19 protein-coding genes are annotated in these 18,702 nt (G+C 63.8%); 11 read left to right on the forward strand and 8 right to left on the reverse strand.

Going from position 1 to position 18,702, the window contains the following annotated elements; genetic code table 11:
* Positions 1-14 precede the first annotated feature (14 nt).
* Both IGS55_RS19455 and IGS55_RS19460 read right to left on the reverse strand, forming a co-directional pair.
* Positions 15-398 carry a hypothetical protein gene (locus IGS55_RS19455; RefSeq protein WP_230517621.1) on the reverse strand — a complete coding sequence of 128 codons (384 nt, stop codon included), beginning with the start codon at positions 396-398 and terminating at the stop codon, positions 15-17.
* Positions 399-456: 58 nt separating this feature from the next.
* Positions 457-1,419, reverse strand: a complete 963-nt coding sequence (locus IGS55_RS19460) for a Dyp-type peroxidase (protein WP_230517620.1) — start codon at positions 1,417-1,419, stop codon at positions 457-459.
* 155 nt (positions 1,420-1,574) lie between these two features.
* On the opposite strand from IGS55_RS19460, the gene IGS55_RS19465 reads away from it, so the two are divergent.
* Positions 1,575-2,999 carry an aminotransferase-like domain-containing protein gene (locus tag IGS55_RS19465; RefSeq protein ID WP_230517619.1) on the forward strand — a complete coding sequence of 475 codons (1,425 nt, stop codon included), beginning with the start codon at positions 1,575-1,577 and terminating at the stop codon, positions 2,997-2,999.
* A gap of 130 nt (positions 3,000-3,129) precedes the next feature.
* Here the strand turns inward: IGS55_RS19465 and moaA are convergent, their stop codons facing one another.
* The gene (gene moaA, locus IGS55_RS19470) at positions 3,130-4,206 is read right to left on the reverse strand and encodes a GTP 3',8-cyclase MoaA (protein ID WP_230517730.1); all 1,077 of its coding nucleotides are present in this window, start codon (positions 4,204-4,206) and stop codon (positions 3,130-3,132) included.
* Between the two features lie 116 nt (positions 4,207-4,322).
* The gene (locus IGS55_RS19475) at positions 4,323-4,607 is read right to left on the reverse strand and encodes a helix-turn-helix domain-containing protein (RefSeq protein ID WP_230517618.1); all 285 of its coding nucleotides are present in this window, start codon (positions 4,605-4,607) and stop codon (positions 4,323-4,325) included.
* 165 nt (positions 4,608-4,772) lie between these two features.
* On the opposite strand from IGS55_RS19475, the gene IGS55_RS19480 reads away from it, so the two are divergent.
* From IGS55_RS19480 to IGS55_RS19510, 7 genes are all read left to right on the forward strand, one after another.
* A complete protein-coding gene (locus IGS55_RS19480; protein ID WP_230517617.1) occupies positions 4,773-7,085 on the forward strand; it encodes an FdhF/YdeP family oxidoreductase in 2,313 nt (770 codons plus the stop codon).
* Positions 7,086-7,098: 13 nt separating this feature from the next.
* Entirely contained in the window at positions 7,099-8,478 is a 1,380-nt protein-coding gene (locus tag IGS55_RS19485; RefSeq protein WP_230517616.1) for a cytochrome ubiquinol oxidase subunit I, read from the forward strand.
* A 30-nt stretch (positions 8,479-8,508) separates the two neighbouring features.
* Positions 8,509-9,489 carry a cytochrome d ubiquinol oxidase subunit II gene (locus tag IGS55_RS19490; RefSeq protein ID WP_230517615.1) on the forward strand — a complete coding sequence of 327 codons (981 nt, stop codon included), beginning with the start codon at positions 8,509-8,511 and terminating at the stop codon, positions 9,487-9,489.
* Positions 9,490-9,516: 27 nt separating this feature from the next.
* Complete coding sequence (locus IGS55_RS19495; RefSeq protein WP_230517614.1) at positions 9,517-10,437, forward strand: bestrophin family protein; 921 nt, start codon at positions 9,517-9,519, stop codon at positions 10,435-10,437.
* Positions 10,438-10,453: 16 nt separating this feature from the next.
* Positions 10,454-11,299, forward strand: a complete 846-nt coding sequence (fdhD, locus tag IGS55_RS19500) for a formate dehydrogenase accessory sulfurtransferase FdhD (protein ID WP_230517613.1) — start codon at positions 10,454-10,456, stop codon at positions 11,297-11,299.
* Positions 11,300-11,442: 143 nt separating this feature from the next.
* Positions 11,443-12,942, forward strand: a complete 1,500-nt coding sequence (locus tag IGS55_RS19505) for a metal-dependent hydrolase family protein (RefSeq protein ID WP_230517612.1) — start codon at positions 11,443-11,445, stop codon at positions 12,940-12,942.
* A 46-nt stretch (positions 12,943-12,988) separates the two neighbouring features.
* Positions 12,989-13,963, forward strand: coding sequence for a ribonuclease Z (locus tag IGS55_RS19510; protein ID WP_230517611.1), 975 nt, complete (start codon positions 12,989-12,991; stop codon positions 13,961-13,963).
* Here the strand turns inward: IGS55_RS19510 and IGS55_RS19515 are convergent.
* Entirely contained in the window at positions 13,950-14,606 is a 657-nt protein-coding gene (locus IGS55_RS19515) for a tetratricopeptide repeat protein (protein ID WP_230517610.1), read from the reverse strand. The two genes, IGS55_RS19510 and IGS55_RS19515, sit on opposite strands and share 14 nt — an antisense overlap.
* A gap of 9 nt (positions 14,607-14,615) precedes the next feature.
* Between IGS55_RS19515 and IGS55_RS19520 the strand changes: the two genes are divergently transcribed.
* Both IGS55_RS19520 and IGS55_RS19525 read left to right on the forward strand, forming a co-directional pair.
* A complete protein-coding gene (locus IGS55_RS19520) occupies positions 14,616-15,419 on the forward strand; it encodes an XAC2610-related protein (protein ID WP_230517609.1) in 804 nt (267 codons plus the stop codon).
* Positions 15,420-15,462: 43 nt separating this feature from the next.
* Positions 15,463-15,933 (forward strand): GNAT family N-acetyltransferase, encoded by a 471-nt coding sequence (locus tag IGS55_RS19525; RefSeq protein WP_230517608.1) that lies wholly within the window; start codon positions 15,463-15,465, stop codon positions 15,931-15,933.
* On the opposite strand, the gene IGS55_RS19530 is transcribed toward IGS55_RS19525, so the two are convergent.
* A complete protein-coding gene (locus tag IGS55_RS19530) occupies positions 15,930-16,547 on the reverse strand; it encodes a TetR/AcrR family transcriptional regulator (protein ID WP_230517607.1) in 618 nt (205 codons plus the stop codon). The two genes, IGS55_RS19525 and IGS55_RS19530, sit on opposite strands and share 4 nt — an antisense overlap.
* A 145-nt stretch (positions 16,548-16,692) precedes the next feature.
* Here IGS55_RS19530 and IGS55_RS19535 point away from each other — a divergent pair, with 145 nt between their 5' ends.
* Positions 16,693-17,928 carry an MFS transporter gene (locus IGS55_RS19535; protein ID WP_442908185.1) on the forward strand — a complete coding sequence of 412 codons (1,236 nt, stop codon included), beginning with the start codon at positions 16,693-16,695 and terminating at the stop codon, positions 17,926-17,928.
* A 7-nt stretch (positions 17,929-17,935) separates the two neighbouring features.
* Here the strand turns inward: IGS55_RS19535 and IGS55_RS19540 are convergent, their stop codons facing one another.
* A complete protein-coding gene (locus IGS55_RS19540; protein ID WP_230517606.1) occupies positions 17,936-18,430 on the reverse strand; it encodes a prolyl-tRNA synthetase associated domain-containing protein in 495 nt (164 codons plus the stop codon).
* Positions 18,431-18,489: 59 nt separating this feature from the next.
* A complete protein-coding gene (locus tag IGS55_RS19545; RefSeq protein ID WP_230517605.1) occupies positions 18,490-18,687 on the reverse strand; it encodes a DUF3079 domain-containing protein in 198 nt (65 codons plus the stop codon).
* Positions 18,688-18,702: the final 15 nt, after the last annotated feature.

Here is an 18,702-nt window from a genome sequence, read left to right on the forward strand (position 1 = left end):
AACAACACGGACGATCAGCTCTTCGCCACTTTCCACGCGGCCGTGCCGGCCTTGCAGACCTTCAGCTTGAGGGTCTGTTCCTGGCCCTTGGCGTTCAAGCCCACCTGCACCTTGCGGCACGTTTGCGCATCCGTCTTTTCCGTGTCGCTGGCCGTGATGTCGGCGGCGATGCGCACGGAATTGCGCAAGCCTTCATTGCTCCATTGCACGGTTTCGCCATCCTTCTTGTCGTTAAGCACGTCGGTGACGGCCTTGACGAAGACGGGCTTGTCGTTTTTGTTCAGGTAAGCCATCGGCGTATCGGCCAGGAAACCCAGGCCGACGGCGGAAGCGGAAGCGCTGAAGACGACGCTGCCGAAGATCAGGGCAGACAATAATGTGGCGGGACGAATACGCATGGAAAACTCCTTGTAAAGTAAAGAATAGGGACAGGACCGGGAACCGCCGGGGCGGCCCTTAGCCGGGATCGGCCGGCGAAATACCCACGGCCAGCAAGGCATCGATGCTGGGCACAAAATAGATCGCCGACGACAGCGCCGTGGAAAAATCCAGCAGCCTGTCCGTCTGGGTGACGCCATCATAGCCTACGCCGTACATTTGCCGCAGCATGCCCATGGTCACCGTGATGTCCTTGCAAAAACCGACAAACATGACGCCCGCTTCGCCGGCATTGGCGTAATTGGCATTGCGGCGCACGATATCGACTTCCTCGCCATCGCGGATGAACTGGTTGCGGCCCACGTGGGAATCGACGGGCAGCGGCGACAATTCATGGCTGCCGGCCTTGGTACGGCCCCACACCTGCTCCGCCGCGTGCACGGGCAAGGCGCGCAGGCGTTCCACGTCCATGCGCCATTTCTGCAGCAGCACGGTGGAGCCGCCCGCGCCCGCCTCGCCGTCCGGAATGATGGCCACGCCGTTGGCGCGAAACGGATTCGGATTGGCGACGCCGTCGGCAAAGCCGTCGAAGGTCACGTTGTTGTGATACGGAAAACACACCTGCTCGCTGGCCAGCTCGGCGAACGGGCTCAGCAAGGTGAGCGCCGTGCGCATGCTGTCGTACAGGGTGGCCGCGTTCGACTGCGTGATCCAGACCCAGAAATCGTGCTGGGTGGCTGGCACCGTCTTGCCGTTGGCGCCCACCAGGTCTTGCGCGAACGATGCCATGTTGTCCGGCACGCAGCCGGGGCAAGCGGCGCGCCACAGCTCGGGCTTGAATCCCAGCACCACGTTGGCCGTGCCGCCCGTCAGCTGATGGTGCCGGTTCAGGGTGGGATCGAGGATACCCGTGACTTCGGACTCCCACAGCTTGCCCAGCAGTTTGAACAACTGCCGCATGTCGACGCCGGCCTTCACATTGAACTGCAAATGCACTTCGTCGCGCGCGACGACAGACAGCATGCTTTGTGGAATTGCCATGAGCGATGTTCCTTTTTTCGTTTTCCAGGTGAATCTTAAACCAGAAGTGCCGGATGGCAGTTTCATTTCGACAACATGCGATATTTGTAACTATAGGTGTTCATGAATTGGACGATAATGCAATGACGTAGAGCAAGAATCAAGAATGGATACCAATGAAATTGTATGAAAAGCTCGTCGGCGACATCGAGCAACTGGTGGCCCAGGGCGTGCTCTTGCCCGGCGAGCGCATTCCCTCCGTGCGCCAGACCAGCCAGCAGCACAAGCTGAGCATCACCACGGTGCTGCGCGCCTACGTCAAGCTGGAAAGCATGGGCGTGATCGAAAGCCGCCCCCAGTCCGGCTACTTCGTGCGGCCCCGCGCCGACGGCGATGCACAGCCGGCCGACCTGTGCATGCAGGCCTCCCAGCCGAGCACCGTGCCGGCCGAAGTGCACGTCAGCCGCCTGGTGCTGTCGACCCTGCGCTCGATCGGCTTGCACGACGCGATCCCGCTGGGCTCGCCCTACCCCGACCCCTCGCTGTTTCCCTGGGAACGCATCAACCAGTATGCGGGTGCCGTGGCGCGCCGCAACCGCGTGTGGAACATGACGGACGATCTGCCGCCGGGCAACCCGCAGCTGATCCGCGAAATCGCCCGCCGCTACATGGAAAACGGCCTGGCCGTCGATCCCGACGAAATCATCGTCACCGTGGGCGCCACGGAAGCGATCAACCTGTGCCTGCAAGCCGTGGCCAAGCCGGGCGACACCATCGCCGTCGAGTCGCCCACCTTCTATGCCATGCTGATGGCCGTCGAACGGCTGGGCATGAAGGTGGTGGAAGTGTCCACCGATCCGTACGACGGCATCAGCATCGAAGCGCTGGCCGACATCATGGCCCGGCAACCGATCGCCGCCGTCATGGTGATGCCGAACTTCCAGAATCCCCTGGGCTTCCAGATGTCCGACCAGCGCAAGCGCGCGCTGTATCAGCTGCTGGAACAGCACGACGTGCCCGCCATCGAAAACGGCGTCTACAACGAACTGTATTACGGCGACGCCCACCCGTCCTCGCTCAAGTCCTGGGACCGCAAGGGCATGGTGCTGCACTGTTCCTCGTTTTCCAAGAGCCTCAGTTCCGCGCAGCGCGTGGGCTGGGCCCTGGCAGGACGCTACCGGGGCAAGGTGGAGGAACTCAAATTCCTCAACACCCTGGCCACGTCCTCGTTTCCGCAACTGGCGATTGCCGAATACCTGCAAAACGATGGCTACGAACAGCATCTGCGCCGCACCCGCAAGGCCTACGCTCAGCAGGCGCGCATCATGGCCGCCGTCGTGCTGCGCTTCTTTCCTGCTGGCACGAAAATCTCGCAGCCGCAGGGCGGCTACGTGTTGTGGGTGGAATTGCCCGGCGACATAGACTCCATGCAGCTGTACCGGCGCGCGCTGGAATGCAAGATCACGGTGGGCCCGGGACGCATGTTTTCCGTCAGCCAGGCCTACAAGCATTGCATCCGCCTCAACTACAGCTATCCGTGGAGCGTGGAGGTCGAGCAAGCGATCATTCTGCTCGGTAAGCTCATCACCGAATTCTTGTAATAACACCGATCAAAACCTACTGCGCGTCGTAATTTGCGGTCTGCGATGCTCACTGTACCTTCGTACAGTTGCGCTTCTCAACCACAACTTACTTCCGCTCGCTACGGTTTTGCTAGGCGTTGCAAACCAGTTATCCGCCCACCAGCGACATGCGCACGGTGGGGTACTGCTTGCGCTGGGCGCCGCCAGCCTGGGCCAAGGCGCCGCGCACTTCCGAATAGCGGTCGCCACGGCGCTGCCAGTGCCGGCGCAACAGGGTTTCCAGACCTTGTTCGGAATCCAGCAGGGGCCGCAGGTCGAGGCCGTCGTGGGCGAACAAACAAGTAAACAGCCTGCCGTCCGACGAGACGCGCACCCTGCTGCAGTCGCCGCAGAAAGGCTGCGATACGCTGGAAATGAAGCCCACTTCGCCGCCGCCATCGAGATAGCCATAGCGGCTGGCCGTCTCGTGCAGGATCGGCTTGCCTTCGCCCAGCGACACGAGGGGAAATTCGGCCGCGATCAGCGCGCGCGCTTCGTCCGACGGGACGACATGCGTGCGCGACCAGGCGCCGATGCCGCCCACATCCATGAATTCGATCAGGCGCAGGGTCACGCCCGTATGGCGGAAATGGCGCGCCAGCGGCACGATCTGGCTATCATTGACGCCTTTCTGCACAACCATGTTGACCTTCACGGGGTTCAACCCGACGGCTTGCGCCACCTCTATGCCGTGCAGCACTTTCTCGACGGGAAAATCGACGCCATTCATGCGCTGGAAAATACCGTTATCAAGACTGTCGAGGCTGACCGTGACCCGGTCCAGGCCCGCATCCTTCAGCGAGCGCGCCTTGGCCGCCAGCAAGCTGCCATTCGTCGTCAGCGCGATGCTCACGGCGCGCCCGTCCGGCGTGGTGAGCCGCGCCAGGCGCTCGATCAGCTGTTCCAGATTCTTGCGCAGCAGCGGTTCCCCACCCGTGATGCGGATCTTGTCGACGCCGAGGCGCACGAAGGCGCGCGCCATCGTTTCGATCTGGTCAAAGGACAGGCGCTCGCTCGATGGCAGGAACGGATAGTCGCTGGGGTACAGCTCGGCCGGCATGCAATAGGTGCAGCGGAAGTTGCACTGGTCGATGACGGAAATGCGCAAGTCCGTCAGGGAGCGGCCCAGCATGTCCACGCATGGTTCACTATGGTCTGGCGGCCGGAGCGCCGGCTGCGGATACATGATGGTGTTCATTGTGCTTCCCCCTTGATGTGCATTCGTCAGGGTCCAGCATAGGACGAAAGGGGGCAGGCAAAGAGGTACAGTCCGGCGCCAGCCGATAGAGTACAGATGCGGCTTTACTCTGCCGGCGGCGGCGCGAACATGCCGGCGCACAGCTCGGCGCCCGCCGCGCTGAGTAGCGCGCTGCCGCCGCCGCTCTCCGCCGTGGCGACTGTCACCAGTCCCGCGCTGGACAGCGCATTGAGCTGGCGCAGCAAGGTGCTCATCTGTACCCCTGCCCGCTTGGCCAGCTTGGCCAGCGACCACGGTTTCCCGGGCGCGTCCTGCCGTGCTTCCCACAGCAGCGCCAGCAGCGCTATCAGCGCCGCGTCGACTCCGTCTTCCGTCTCTTCCTTGTGCATGTTTTTCTCCTTGTCCACATCATAAATCAGGGCCGGCGCCGGCGCGACCGGCATCGTCGTCTTGCCATCTGTACTCTGTTTTTTTAGCCGGAACTGTGCGCCTACGGGACAGTCCGCCGCCCCTACCATGTGATTGTCCCATCGCATATCACCAGGAGAGTCATCATGAGCAAGCCAAAGTCCGACGCGCGCATCGCGCCCTACACCCATGCCGCGGCCGGCTGGGGAGCACTCAAGTACGTGGCCATCAATCTGTTCAAGGAAAAAGTCAGCGCGGGCAATTACCGTTCGCTGTTCGAGCAAAACCAGCCCGACGGCTTCGACTGTCCCGGCTGCGCCTGGCCCGACCGCGAACACGCGTCGACGTTTGAATTCTGCGAAAACGGCGTCAAGGCCGTGGCCGCCGAATCGACGAGCAAGCGCGTGCGTCCCGAGTTTTTCCAGGAACACACGGTCACGGAATTGATGGAACAGTCGGACTATGATCTGGAACAACATGGCCGCCTGACGGACCCCATGGTGTACGACGCCGCCAGCGACAAATACCAGGCCATTTCCTGGGACGATGCGTTCGCCCTCGTGGCACACCACCTGCACGCGCTGGACGACCCGAACCAGGCCGCCTTCTACACTTCGGGCCGCGCCAGCAACGAGGCGGCTTTCCTGTACCAGCTGTTCGTGCGCGCCTACGGCACCAACAACTTCCCCGACTGTTCCAACCTGTGCCACGAAGCCACCAGCCGCGGCTTGCCGGAAACGGTGGGCATCGGCAAGGGCACGGTGCTGCTGGACGACTTCGAGCATGCGGACACCCTGCTGCTGTTCGGCCAGAACCCGGCCACCAACCACCCGCGCATGCTGGGCGAATTGCGCGAAGCATCGCGCCGCGGCGCCGTCATCGTCTCCATCAACCCGTTGCACGAACGGGGCCTGGAGCGTTTCACAAGCCCCCAGCATCCGCTGGAAATGCTGACGGGCGGCAGCACGAACATTTGCTCGCTGTTCATCTGCCCGACATTGGGCGGCGACTTTGCGCTGATCAAGGCCATGGCCAAGCGCGTCGTCGAGCTCGATGACGACGCCATCGCCCACGGCCAGGAGCGCGTGCTCGACTGCGCCTTCATCGCCGAACACACGAGCGGCTTCGACGCCTTCGCCGCCGACCTGCGCGCGGAAAGCTGGGACTTGCTGCTGGCCGAATCGGGCGTGGCGCGCGACAAGATCGAAGAGCTCACGCAAATTTACGTGAAGGGCAAGGCCGTCATCGCCACCTGGGGCATGGGCGTGACGCAGCACAAGAATTCGCTGGCCACCGTGCAAATCCTGTCGAACTTGATGATGATGCGCGGCAATATCGGCAAGCGCGGCGCGGGCCTGTGCCCCGTGCGCGGCCACTCGAACGTGCAGGGCGACCGCACCATGGGCATCGAAGAACAGCCGACCAAGGAATTCCTCGACCGCCTGGGCCTGGTCTTCAACTTCGAGCCGCCGCGCCACCACGGCTACGACGCCGTCGGCACGATCGAAGCCATGCTGGAAAAAAAGGTGAAAGTGTTTGTCGCCCTGGGCGGCAATTTCTCGATGGCCACGCCGGACACGCCGCGCACCTGGGATGCGCTGCGCTCGTGCGACCTGACCGTGCATATCGCCACCAAGCTCAACCGCAGCCATCTGGTGCACGGCAAGGATGCGCTGATCCTGCCCACCCTGGGCCGCACGGAAATCGACGTGCAGCAAGGCGTGGCGCAAGGCGTGACGGTGGAAGACTCGATGAGCATGGTGCACATCTCGTTCGGCATGAACCAGCCCGCCTCGTCGAACCTGCGTTCGGAAATCGCCATCGTGGCCGGCATGGCGCAGGCGACCGTGGGCAGCGAGAAGATCGACTGGCTGCGCTATTCCGGCAACTATGCGCTGTTGCGCGACTCCATCGAGCAAGTATTCGATGACTTTTTCGACTACAACTTGCGCATAGCCAAGCCGGGCGGTTTCCACCTGAAAATCGCCTCGCGCGAAAGGGTGTGGAAGACGGCAAGCGGCAAGGCGCAATTCCTCGTCAACGCCGTCGAACTGGACACGCCCATCCACCGCGCGCGCCAGCAATATGGCGAACGATTGATGGTACTGATGACCACGCGTTCGCACGACCAGTACAACACGACGATCTACGCCATGGACGACCGCTACCGTGGCGTGTTCGGCCAGCGCAGGGTCGTCTTCATCAACAAGGACGACCTGGCCATGCTGGGCTTTACGGCCGGCGACTGGGTCGACCTGATCGGCGTATGGCATGACGGCATAGCACGCCGCGCCGACCGCTTCCTGCTGGTCGAGTACGACATTCCGCGCGGCTGTATCGGCGCCTACTACCCGGAAACCAATCCGCTGGTGCCGCTGGGCAGCGTGGGCGAAGGTTCGCGCACGCCGACCTTCAAATCCATCCCCGTGCTGCTGGCGCCTTCGGCCGCCGCCAGCTGAACAGGAGAACGCCATGTTCGGTTTCGATACCCTGGACCTGTCGCGCGCGCAATTTGCGATGACGGCCATCTTCCACATCCTGTGGCCCATATTGACGATCAGCCTGTCGCTGTTCCTGTTCGTCGTCGAGGCGCTGTGGCTGCGCACCAGCGACCCCGTCTACTACCGCCACGCGCGCTTCTGGAGCAAGCTGCTGGTACTGAATTTTGCCGTCGGCGTCGTCAGCGGGATTCCCCTGGAATTCCAGTTCGGCACCAACTGGGCGCCGTTCTCGCACCATTCGGGCCAGTTCATCGGCAACATCCTCGGTTTCGAGGGCGCCATGGCCTTCATGCTGGAAGCGGGCTTCATCGGCGTCATGATGTTCGGCTGGGGCCGCGTACCGAAGGGCGTGCACCTGTTTGCCACCGGCATGGTGGCGCTCGGCTCCAGCATTTCCTCGTTCTGGATCATGGTCGCCAATTCCTGGATGCAGACGCCGGCCGGCGTGCGCGTGCTTGATGGCAAGATCATCGTCACCGATTACGTGGCCGCCATCTTCAACCCCGACATGGCCTGGGCCGTGGGCCACATGTGGGTGGCCGCCGTGGAAACGGGCTTGATCGTCATTGCCGGCATTTCCGCCTGGTATATGTTCAAGCGCCGCGAACCGGCCTTCTTCGCCCGCTCGTTCAAGCTGGCCCTGATGCTGCTGCTGGTCATCGCTCCGTTGCAAGTGTGGCTCGGTGATTCGAGCGGCGTCGACGTCTTCAAGACCCAGCCCGCCAAGGGCGCGGCCATCGAAGGCCACTGGCACACGAACCGCGATGGCGAAGGGGCGGCCTGGTCCCTGCTGGCCTGGCCCAACCAGGCGGAACAAAAGAATGACTGGTCGCTCGAAGTGCCCGGCATGCTCAGCGTGATCGCCACGCATAGCGCCACGGGCAAGATCACGGGCCTGGCCGACATCGCCCGCGCAGACCAGCCGCCCATGCTGCCCCTGCTGTACTACGCGTTTCGCGCCATGGCCGGCATCGGCATGTGGTTCGTGCTGCTGGCGTTCTGGACCTTCGTGGCCTGGCGCAAGGTGGGCGGCCGGGTGGAAGAGTTCGTGCGCCAGCGCAAGCTGCTGCTGGCCTGGGTGCTGACGATACCGCTGCCCTATATCGCCGTCGAGTGCGGCTGGATCGTGCGCGAAGTGGGACGCCAGCCATGGGTCGTGTACGGCTTGCTGCGCACGCGCGACGCCGTCTCCGACGTGGCGGCCCATGCCGTGGCCGGCAGCATGCTGATGTTCTTCGTGTTTTACATCGTGCTGTTCGTCACTTTCTTTGTGTTCGCCAGGAAATGGCTGCAACAAGGCCCGGACGTGGCGCTGCCGCTGCCGGACGCCGCCCATGCCGTGGGGTATTGAGATGCGCCCCCATCAATCAAGGAGTTTGTAATGGATATCAATTCGCACGCCATGCTGGGCAACGCCTGGTTCGGGCTGATCGGCCTGATGCTGGTGTTTTACGTGGTCACGGACGGCTTCGACCTGGGCGTGGGCATCCTCAGCCTGTTCACCCGCCGCGAGCAGGAACGCAACCTGATCTTCCAGTCCATCGAACACGTGTGGGACGCCAATGAAACGTGGCTGGTGGTGGTGGGCGGCGCCCTGTTCGGCGCCTTTCCCAGCGCCTACGCCACCTTGCTGGAAGGGCTGTACATCCCCATCATGCTGCTGATCGCCAGCCTGATCATGCGCGGCGCCTCGATCGAGTTCCGCCATGCGGCCGGCAACAAGCGCCTGTGGGACCTGGTCTTCGGCGTGGGCAGCCTGCTGGCCGCCGTGGCGCAGGGCGTGGTGCTGGGCGAGGTCATCACGGGCTTGCAGCCGGGCTGGCTGAGCGGCATTTTCACGGCCTGCACGGCACTGGGCGTGGTGGCCGGCTATTGCCTGCTGGGCAGCACCTACCTGATCAAGAAGACGGGCGGCCAGCTGGAAGCGGCGGCGCGCCGCTATGCGACGGCCAGCGTGCTGGCGACGGTCGCGGCCGCCATCGTGCTGTCGGCCGGCACCATGGTCTTCAGCGCCATCGGCCACGACCGCTGGGCGCAGCCGGGCGTGTTCGGCGTGCTGCTGGCCCTGGCCGCCATCGCCGCCAGCGCTTTTATTTACATCCTGTGGGCCGTGCACGTGAACGGCGTGCGCGGACCGTTCCGCGGCGCCATCGTGCTGTTCCTGGCCTCGTTCGCTGGCCTGGCCATCAGCTTCTTCCCCGACCTCGTGCCGGGCAAGCTGAGCATCGCGGCGGCGGCATCGGATGAGCCGACATTGATCTTCATGCTCATCGGCATGGGTTCCATGCTGCCGATCATGATCGGCTACAACCTGTTCCAATACTACGTCTTCGAGGGCAAAGTCGTGCCCCGGAAACATTAACCGGCAGCACGGCATGCGCATTCCATCATGATTGTCCGCCCCACCACCAACTGGTTCCGCATGCTGTTTGTCTGGGATGGCTCGGTGCTGCAAGCCATCATCCCGCAACTGCTGCTGATGCTGGTCGTCAGTTCGCTGGCCCTGCTGACGGACGGCCGCATCTTCGGCGTCAAGATTCCGCTCGATACGGCGCCGTTTCCCATGGTCGGCATCAGCCTGGCGATCTTCCTCGGCTTTCGCAACAACGCCAGCTATGCGCGCTTTGTCGAGGCGCGGCATATCTGGGGGCAATTGCTGATCGCCGCGCGGGCCCTCGCTTCGCAGGCGCTCACGTATCTGCCGCGGGAAACGAGCGGCCTGGACCACCAGTTGCTGCTGCGCCGCCTGATCGCCTTCGTCTACGCGCTCAAGCACCAGCTGCGCCAGACGGACCCGCGGCAAGACCTGGCGCGCTACCTGCCGGCCGACGACATGCAGCGCTTGCAGGGCGTCCACTTCAAGCCCGTCGCCGTGCTGCACGCGGTGCGCGCCATGCTGCACGAGGCCGTGCAGCGCCAGCCGGGCCAGATGCAGCTGCTGTGGATGCTCGACACGCAGCTCAACGATCTGGCCGCCACGGTGGCCGGCTGCGAGCGCATCAAGAACACGCCGATTCCGTACCCGTACGGCGTGCTGGTGCACCGCACCGTCTATATGTACTGTTTCTTGCTGCCGCTGGGCCTGGTGGACGCCATCGGCGTGGCCACGCCCCTCATTTCCGTCTTTGTCGCCTACACCCTGTTCGCGCTGGAAGCCATCGCGCAGCAGATCGCCGAACCGTTCGGCCTGGCGCCCAACTGCCTGGCCTTGAACGCCATGACGCGCGAAACGGAACGCTCGCTGCTGGAATTGCATGGCGACCCGCTGCCGCCGTCGATCCGGCCTTGCCCGCGCTATCAGATCAATTAAAGGGAGAACACACATCATGGAATGCGACATCACCACCATCGAACGCGATGGATTTCTGGAAGTGCCCATGGTGCGCCACCAGGGGGGCGTGGCCACGGCGGGCCGCGACATGGTGGCCGAGGAATATCCGGTGGCCCTCGTCTACAACGGCATCGCCCACGCCGTGATGATGGCCACGCCGCACGACCTCGAGGAGTTCGCCGTCGGCTTTACCTTGACGGAGGGCATCGTCGGCAGCGTGCGCGACATCTACGACCTCGATGTGTGTTGCGGCGAGGACAGCGCGGAAGTGCGGCTGACCATCGCGCAGCCCGATTTGATCAAGCTCAAGGCCCGCCGCCGCGCGCTGACGGGGCGCACGGGCTGCGGCGTCTGCGGCATCGAAAGCCTGGCCCTGCTGGACCTGGTGCCGGAAAAGATCACGCGGCCGCTGCCGCCGCTGGTCGCCAGCAGCGCCATCCTCGGCCGGGCCGCGCGCGAACTGCTGCCGTACCAGGAGTTGATGCACAAGACGGGCGGCGTGCATGCGGCCGCCTGGTGCACGGCCGAGGGCGCGGTGGTAAAAGTGTTCGAGGACGTGGGCCGGCATAACGGCCTGGACAAACTGATCGGCTACCTGGCGCTGCACCGCATCGCCATGCACGACGGCTTCGTCTTCCTGTCCAGCCGCGCCAGCTATGAACTGGTGCGCAAGTCGGCGCGCATGCATATCGGGCTCGTCGCCACCATCTCGGCGCCCACCTCGCTGGCCATCCGCATCGCGCGCCAGGCCGGCATGCAGCTGGCCAGCTTTTGCCGCCGCGACGGCTTTGTCGATTACACGGCGGGCGAAGGGGAAAATAGCGGCCAGCATGCACGGTGAATAGCCGATGCTAGATTCTCTGCCGTAAAGCAAGTGCACGCTTGACTTGCCGCCGCTGCGGGCATTCAATGGCCATTGTTACCACTTATTAACTTTGTCCGCGTGCCAGTGCACGGCGCGGCAGCGATGAAAGGATGGCGGCAATGGCCCTGGCACAAGAGCAGCATCTGGCGGACACCTGGCAGACGGGCGGCTTGAAGCCGCGCGCCTGCGACTGCGGCGGCACCGTCTTCACCATCCTGCACCAGCGGGTGATGGCGGACATGCGACGCCGGCAATTTCTCGGCGGCACGGCCGCCATGCTGGCGCCATTCATCGGCCTCGGCCTGTCCAGCGGCAACGCCATTGGCCAGCAACCGCAAGCATCCGACCGTCCCCTGTTGCTGACCAATCTGCGCCTGTTCGACGGCACGGGCAAGGCGCCCCGCGCAGGCATCCACGTGCTGGTGACGGGGGCGACGATTACCGCCCTGCTGCCGGCCGGCGAGAAAGTCGAGGGCGCGCACGTGATCGATTGCCAGGGCAAGCTGGTGATGCCGGGCCTGATCGACGCCCACTGGCACACCATGCTGGCCGCCATCAACCAGGTGACGGCCATGACGTCCGACGTCGGCTATCTGTACCTGGTGGCGGCGCAGGAAGCGCGGCGCACCCTGCTGCGGGGATTTACGTCCGTGCGCGATCCCGGCGGCCCCGCGTTTGCATTACAACGCGCCATCGATGAAGGCATCGTCGACGGCCCGCGCATCTTCCCGTCCGGCGCCATGATTTCGCAGACCTCGGGCCATGGCGACTTCCGCCTGCGCTCGGAGATTCCCCGCGCGGCCAACGCGCCGCTGGGCATGGCGGAAACGGCCGGCATGGCCATGATCGCCGACGGCGAGGCGGAAGTGCTGCGCCGCGTGCGCGAGCAGCTGATGCTGGGCGCGACGCAAATCAAGATGATGGCCGGCGGCGGCGTCGCATCGATGTACGATCCGCTCGACAGCACGCAGTATTCGGAACGCGAACTGCGCGCCGGCGTGGAAGCGGCCGCCGACTGGGGCACGTATGTGATGACCCACGTCTACACGCCAAAAGGCATACAGCGCGCCATCCGCGCGGGCGTGCGCAGCATCGAGCACGGCCAGCTGGCGGACGACGAATCAGCGCGCATGATGCGCGACACGGGCACGTGGTGGAGCCTGCAGCCTTTCCTGCAAGACGCGGATGCGAATGTGTATCCTGACGCGGCGCGCAAGGCCAGCCAGGCCATCGTCTCGGAAGGCACGGTGAAGGCGTATGCGCTGGCGCAAAAGTACGGCATCAAGACGGGCTGGGGCACGGATATCCTGTTCAACGCGAAAAACACGCCCACGCAGGGCCGCCAGCTGGCCAAGCTCACGCGCTTTTACGATCCCCTGACCTTGCTGGCGCAGGCGACGGGCCAGAACGGCGACTTGCTGGCCCTGTCCGGCCAGCGCGCGCCCTACCCTGGCGCCCTGGGCAAGCTGGCGGCAGGCGCCCTGGCCGACTTGCTGGTGGCCGACGGCGACCCCACGAAGAACCTCGATTTCCTCGCCCAGCCTGAAGAAAAATTGCTGCTGATCATGAAGAACGGGCGCATCTACAAAGACAAATTGAGCGCGCCGCTGGCAAGCTGAAGGCGGGCGCGTTGGCAACGACGGTGGCATGCCGCATAATGCGGGCATGTTCAAACTGACTTTTCTCGGCACGTCTTCCGGCGTGCCCACGCGCTACCGCAACGTCACGTCGCTGGCCCTGCAAACCACGCACAACCGCGACTGGTGGATGATCGATTGCGGCGAAGCGACGCAGCACCGGCTGCAGCGCCTGCCCCTGTCCGTGCACGACCTGGTGGGCATCTGCATCACCCACGTGCATGGCGACCACAGCTATGGTCTGCCGGGCTTGCTGGCCAGCGCCTCGATGACGGGGCGCAAGAAGCCCCTGCTGCTGATCGCCCCGGCCGCCATCAAGGCGTGGGTCGACGCGACCTTGCTGCACACGGAGCTGTTTTTGACGTATCCGCTGATCCACATCGACGTGGACAGCGCGCCAGTCGTGCATGAAGAAGCGGGCTTGACCATCTCGCGCCACGCGCTGTCGCACCGCGCACCGAGCGTGGGCTATCGTTTTGCGCTGGAAACGAGCAGATGGAAGCTGGACAAGACGGCCCTGCTGGCGGCCGGCGTGCCCCCTGGCCCCGCCTGGGGACTCTTGCAGGCGGGCCAGGACGCGACGTTAGACGACGGCACGGTATTGACCTCCGCCGCTTTCCGCCAGACGGAAACGCAGCGCGCCACGGTGGTGATCGGCGGCGACAACGACACGCCGTCGTTGCTGGCGGACGCCTGTGCCGGTGCGCAACTGCTCGTGCATGAAGCCACTTACACGGAAGCGATGCTGCAGAAAGTGGGCCCCGGCCCCACGCACAGCTCCGTGCAGCGCGTGGCGCAGTTCGCCGAAGCGGTGCGTCTGCCGAACCTGATCCTCACCCACTTCAGCGCCCGCTATCACCATGCGGACGGCATGGCCGAGCTGGAAGCGGAAGCGCGGCTGCATTATTCAGGCCAGCTGTTCCTGGCGCGCGATTTCGACAGCTATGAACTCGATGCGGCGGGCGTGCTCAGCAAGCTGCCGGGGAAGTCTAGTGGGGATTGACGCCATACTGCGCCGCATACTCGGCCGCCAGCGCGCGCGCCGCTTGCTGCTGTGAGGGCGTGAGGATTTCCAGCAACTGGTCGCGGTTCTTGATCGATTGCGTACTGCCCGCCTCGGCCGGCATGGCGATCCACGCATACGCCTGCACGTAATCGAGCTCCACGCCCTGCCCTTGCGCGTACAGCAAGCCGTATTCATTCTGCGCCGACAGGGAGCCGGCCTCGGCCGCCTGCTTGTACCAGAACGCCGCCTCGGCATAGTCTTGCGGTACGCCATCGCCCTTGCGGTAAGCCTGCGCCAGGTTGAATTGCGACTGGCCATCGCCCGCCTCGGCCGCCTGGCGTCCGTAAGCCAGCGATTGCGCCATGTCTTGCGCGACGCCATCACCGCTCGCATACATCAGGGCCAGGTTGGCCAGCGACGGCGGAAAGCCCGCCTGCGCGGCGGCCGTGAACAGCTCCACCGCTTTCGGCAAGTCTTGCGTCACGCCATGGCCCTGGTAATACAGGCTGGCCAATAAATGCTGGCCGGCCGGATCGCCGGTGCGCGCCGCGGCGTCGAATTGTTTAAAGGCCTCGGCGTAATTGCCGTCGTTATAAGCGAGGATGCCGGCTTCATTCAAAGTTTCAGGCGAAGATGTCATCAGAATTCCTTGTTCGGGGATTTTTTGGCATTGTACACAGCACTGTTACGCATAGAATGCACGATAGAAACCGTGTGGCGCATTGTCCAAATCCTGCGTTATGATCATTCTCCGCCTGATGCAATCGGGGTATTGTGCCCCAAGAATAACGCCATGAAACTGATTGCTCTGCTTTTATCCCTGTTTTCCACCACGGCTTATGGCGGCACCTTGCACCTGGACAAAGCCGCGACAGGCAAAGTGCGGCAAGCGGCCGATATCCGCTATGTCAATCACGATGAAAAACAGACGTATCAGATAAAAACCGGCAAGCGGTGGATGGCTGGCAGTTGCAGCAGCAGCGGCACGGGCAATTTGCACGCGCTACTGCTGGACATGAATTTCGACGGCCATGCCGACCTGTGGGTGACCGGCTACACGGATAGCCAGGGGCGCATCCGCTGTTCCGATGTGTGGCTGTGGGATGCGCCAGCACAGCAATACCGTTTCAATAAACCCTTGTCCGCCATTCCGAATCTGGATATCAGCATAAGCGATCAAAAAATCGAAGGCGGCATCGCCAATTGCGGCTGCGCGGCGCAATGCTTTTATGAAGACAGTTATGCGTGGCGGGCAAATACATTAATCGCCACCGCCCGGCGCGCACAGGATTGCGAGCGCTACCGGGAATACCGCCTCAATGATAAAAACGACCTGGTCATCGTCAAGGATGAAATCATCGATAGCGCCAATCCCGGCCAGCAAGCCATCGAACATACCAAAGTCGTTGACTGGCAGCGCCACGCGCACATCATGCGCAAACCGTGGGAGTAAATCCTTCACTACCATCCAACAATTCACAACAATTCACGCACACATGACGACACATCCCGCATCGATTACTTTCCATGCCGCCAGGGCGGAAGATACCCCGGCCTTCATCGCATTGCGCGGCAAGACGCGGCAAAACGCCATTTCCAAGGAACGCCTGGCGGAAGTGGGCATCACGGCCGACACCTGGGCCGACATGATGCGCTCGGGCAGCCTGCCCGGCCAGGTCTGCCATCACGACGGCCAGCTGGCCGGCTACTGCTTTGGCGAACGCGACACGGGCGAAATCATCGTCCTGGCGCTGCTGCCGCAATTCGAAGGTTTAGGGTTAGGCAAGACCTTGCTGGAACTGGTGATGACGGAACTGCGCGCGCAAGGCCATCAACGGCTGTTCCTCGGCTGCTCCAGCGATCCCGCGTCGCGCTCCTACGGCTTTTACCGTTACCTGGGCTGGACGGCGACGGGCGACACGGACAAGTATGGCGACGATGTGCTGGAGTTTCGCTTTACGGCCTAAGCGGTCAAGCGGTTGGCATCCCACACACGCAGTATCTGCGTAATGGCGGAGTCAAACACGGCGTAGCCAACGCCATCGCGGGCCTGGATCGCCACGCCCGATAAAAAGCTGTCGAAGACGGATGCCAGCGCCGCTGCATGCGTATCTGCGGGCAATTCGCCGCTGGCCATGCCCCGCTCCACGCAGCGCACGAAGCCCGCGCGGGTGCGGGCACGCGATTGCGTGAGGGGCGCGGCCACGGCCGCGTGTTCGGCCGTCGGCGCGCTCATGCAGCCGAGCGCCACCATGCAGCCGGGCGGGTGGCCCGGCTCGGACTGCATGCGGGCCGACTGGCGCAAGGCCTGCTCAATGGCCGCGCGCGGCGCCAGTCCATCGTCCCACAGGCATTCCGTCACGCGCGCAAACGTGCCCAGATAGCATTGCGCCGCTTCGCGAAACAGCGCGTCCTTCGAACCGAATGCCGCATAAAAGCTGGGCGCGGAAATGCCGCCGCCCAGGCTCGCCTTGAGCTGGCTCAAGGACGTCGATTCATACCCCTGCTGCCAGAATAAATACATGGCCTGTTCCACCGCTGCCTGCCGGTCGAACGTGCGCGGCCGTCCCATTTGCGCCATCGATCGCTCCCTTTCATCTACTTACATACTACTCGATACAGAAGTCGTTGACAACGCGGCGCGCCATCGCCTATATTTATACCGATCGATACATATATACCGCTATAACGGTCGGAGGATTCCTGCGCCCGATTACTTTACAAGGATGTTTGCCGTGAATCACGCCACACTCACCACCGGAACCAGCCCAGCGCTGGCCGACCGCCTCCCCGTCGCCGGCCTGCTGGCCCTGGCCATGACGGGTTTTATCTGCATCGTCACGGAAACCTTGCCCGCCGGCCTGCTGCCGCAGATCAGCGCGGGGCTCGGCGTCAGCGCCGCGCTGGCCGGGCAAATGGTCACGGCCTACGCGCTCGGCTCGTTGCTGGCGGCTATTCCGCTGACCATCGCCACGCGCGGCTGGCGCCGCCGCAACGTGCTGCTGCTGACCATCATCGGCTTTCTCGTGTTCAATACCGTCACGGCGCTGTCATCCCACTACTGGCTGACCCTGGCGGCCCGTTTCTTTGCCGGCATGGCGGCCGGGCTGGCGTGGAGCTTGCTCGCCGGCTACGCGCGCCGGATGGTGGCGCCGCACCAGCAAGGCCGCGCCCTGGCGCTGGCCATGGTGGGCGCGCCTGTCGCCCTATCCTTGGGCGTACCGCTGGGCACCTTGCTCGGCTCGCTCGTCGGCTGGCGCGCCGCGTTCTGGATCATTTCCGCGCTGACATTGATCCTGATCGGGTGGGTGCTGGCAAAGGTGCCCGACTACCCGGGCCAGTCCGTCCATGAGCGCCTGCCCCTGCGCCGCGTCTTCACGACGCCGGGCGTGCGCCCCGTGCTGGCCATCGTCATCGCCTGGATGCTGGCGCACAACATTCTCTACACCTACATCGCCCCTTTCGTGGCCCCGGCAGGATTGACAGAGCGCATCGACCTGGTGCTGCTCGTCTTCGGCGCCGCCGCCATGGCCGGCATCTGGATCACGGGCAAACTGGTCGAGCGCCACCTGCGCGCCACCGTGCTGGCCAGCCTGGCCGTGTTCGCCGTGACGGCCCTCGTGCTGGGCCTCGCGTCGCACATCCCCGCCGTGATCTACCTGGGCATGGCCATCTGGGGACTGAGCTTTGGCGGCGCGGCAACGCTTTTACAAACAGCGCTGGCGGACACGGCCGGCAGCGGCGCCGACGTGGCCTTGTCGATGAATGTGGTGGCGTGGAATGGGGCGATTGCGGCAGCGGGCGTGGTGGGCGGCGCCCTGCTGGAAACCTGGGGCGCGGACGCTTTCCCGTGGGCGATGGTCAGCTTGCTGCTGTTGGCATTCGGGATCGCCTGGTCGGCCCGCGAACATGGCTTTCGGCCCGGACGGCGCAGCGGCGGCGCGCCCGTGACCGGGCATTGAGCTTGTCTTATTGTGTTGCCGGCACCGTCACGATGCGGGGCACGTGTCCCGTATGCGCGAGGAAACGGACCAGGATGGCATGCGACAGCGCCACCGTGGCCGTGTTGCGCAGCGGATGGGCTTGTATATGCTCAGCATCCCACACGGCCTGGTCCAGCACCAGCTCCACCGATTGTGCTTCGTCATGGATCAGCGCAAACAGGCTGACGGACCCCGGCATGATGCCCAGGTGCTGCAGCAGGCGCTCGGGCGACGCCATGCTCAGTTTGCTGGCGGGCAGCAAGCGCCCCAGCGCCGCCAGGTCGATGCGCTTGTCGAACGGAACGATGACGAGAAAATGCCGCCGCCCTTTTTCATCGCGCACGAACAGGTTTTTCACCATCAGGCCGGGCATGGCCGGCACGTGAATCAGCGCTTCATCGATGGTGTGCACGGCAGGATGTTCAAGCTGTTGATAATCGCCGGCGCTGCTAGCCAGCCAGCGGGACAGGATCTCTTGCATGGGTATTTCCTCAGCGCGAGTGCGATAGGAAATTGTAGCGGATCGGGGCGCTGTCACCGCTAAGGTTTTTTCTCCGCCTCTTCTTTATCCGCCGCCGCCAGCCCCCAGTCATTCCAGCCTTCGCCAAACAGCTCGACCGGATGCTGCGTGCGCTCGGAACCATTACCGCAGCGCATGGCGTCCGGCGGACAATACTTGTCGCAGCCCCAGCAGATGCGTTCGGGGTTCTTGGGGTTCAAGGGAAAGGGCTTGGCCATGGCGTGGGGATGCAG

It is taken from the genome of Janthinobacterium sp. EB271-G4-3-2 (genome assembly GCF_020858035.1).
GTDB classification, from domain to species: Bacteria; Pseudomonadota; Gammaproteobacteria; order Burkholderiales; family Burkholderiaceae_D; genus Janthinobacterium; species Janthinobacterium aestuarii.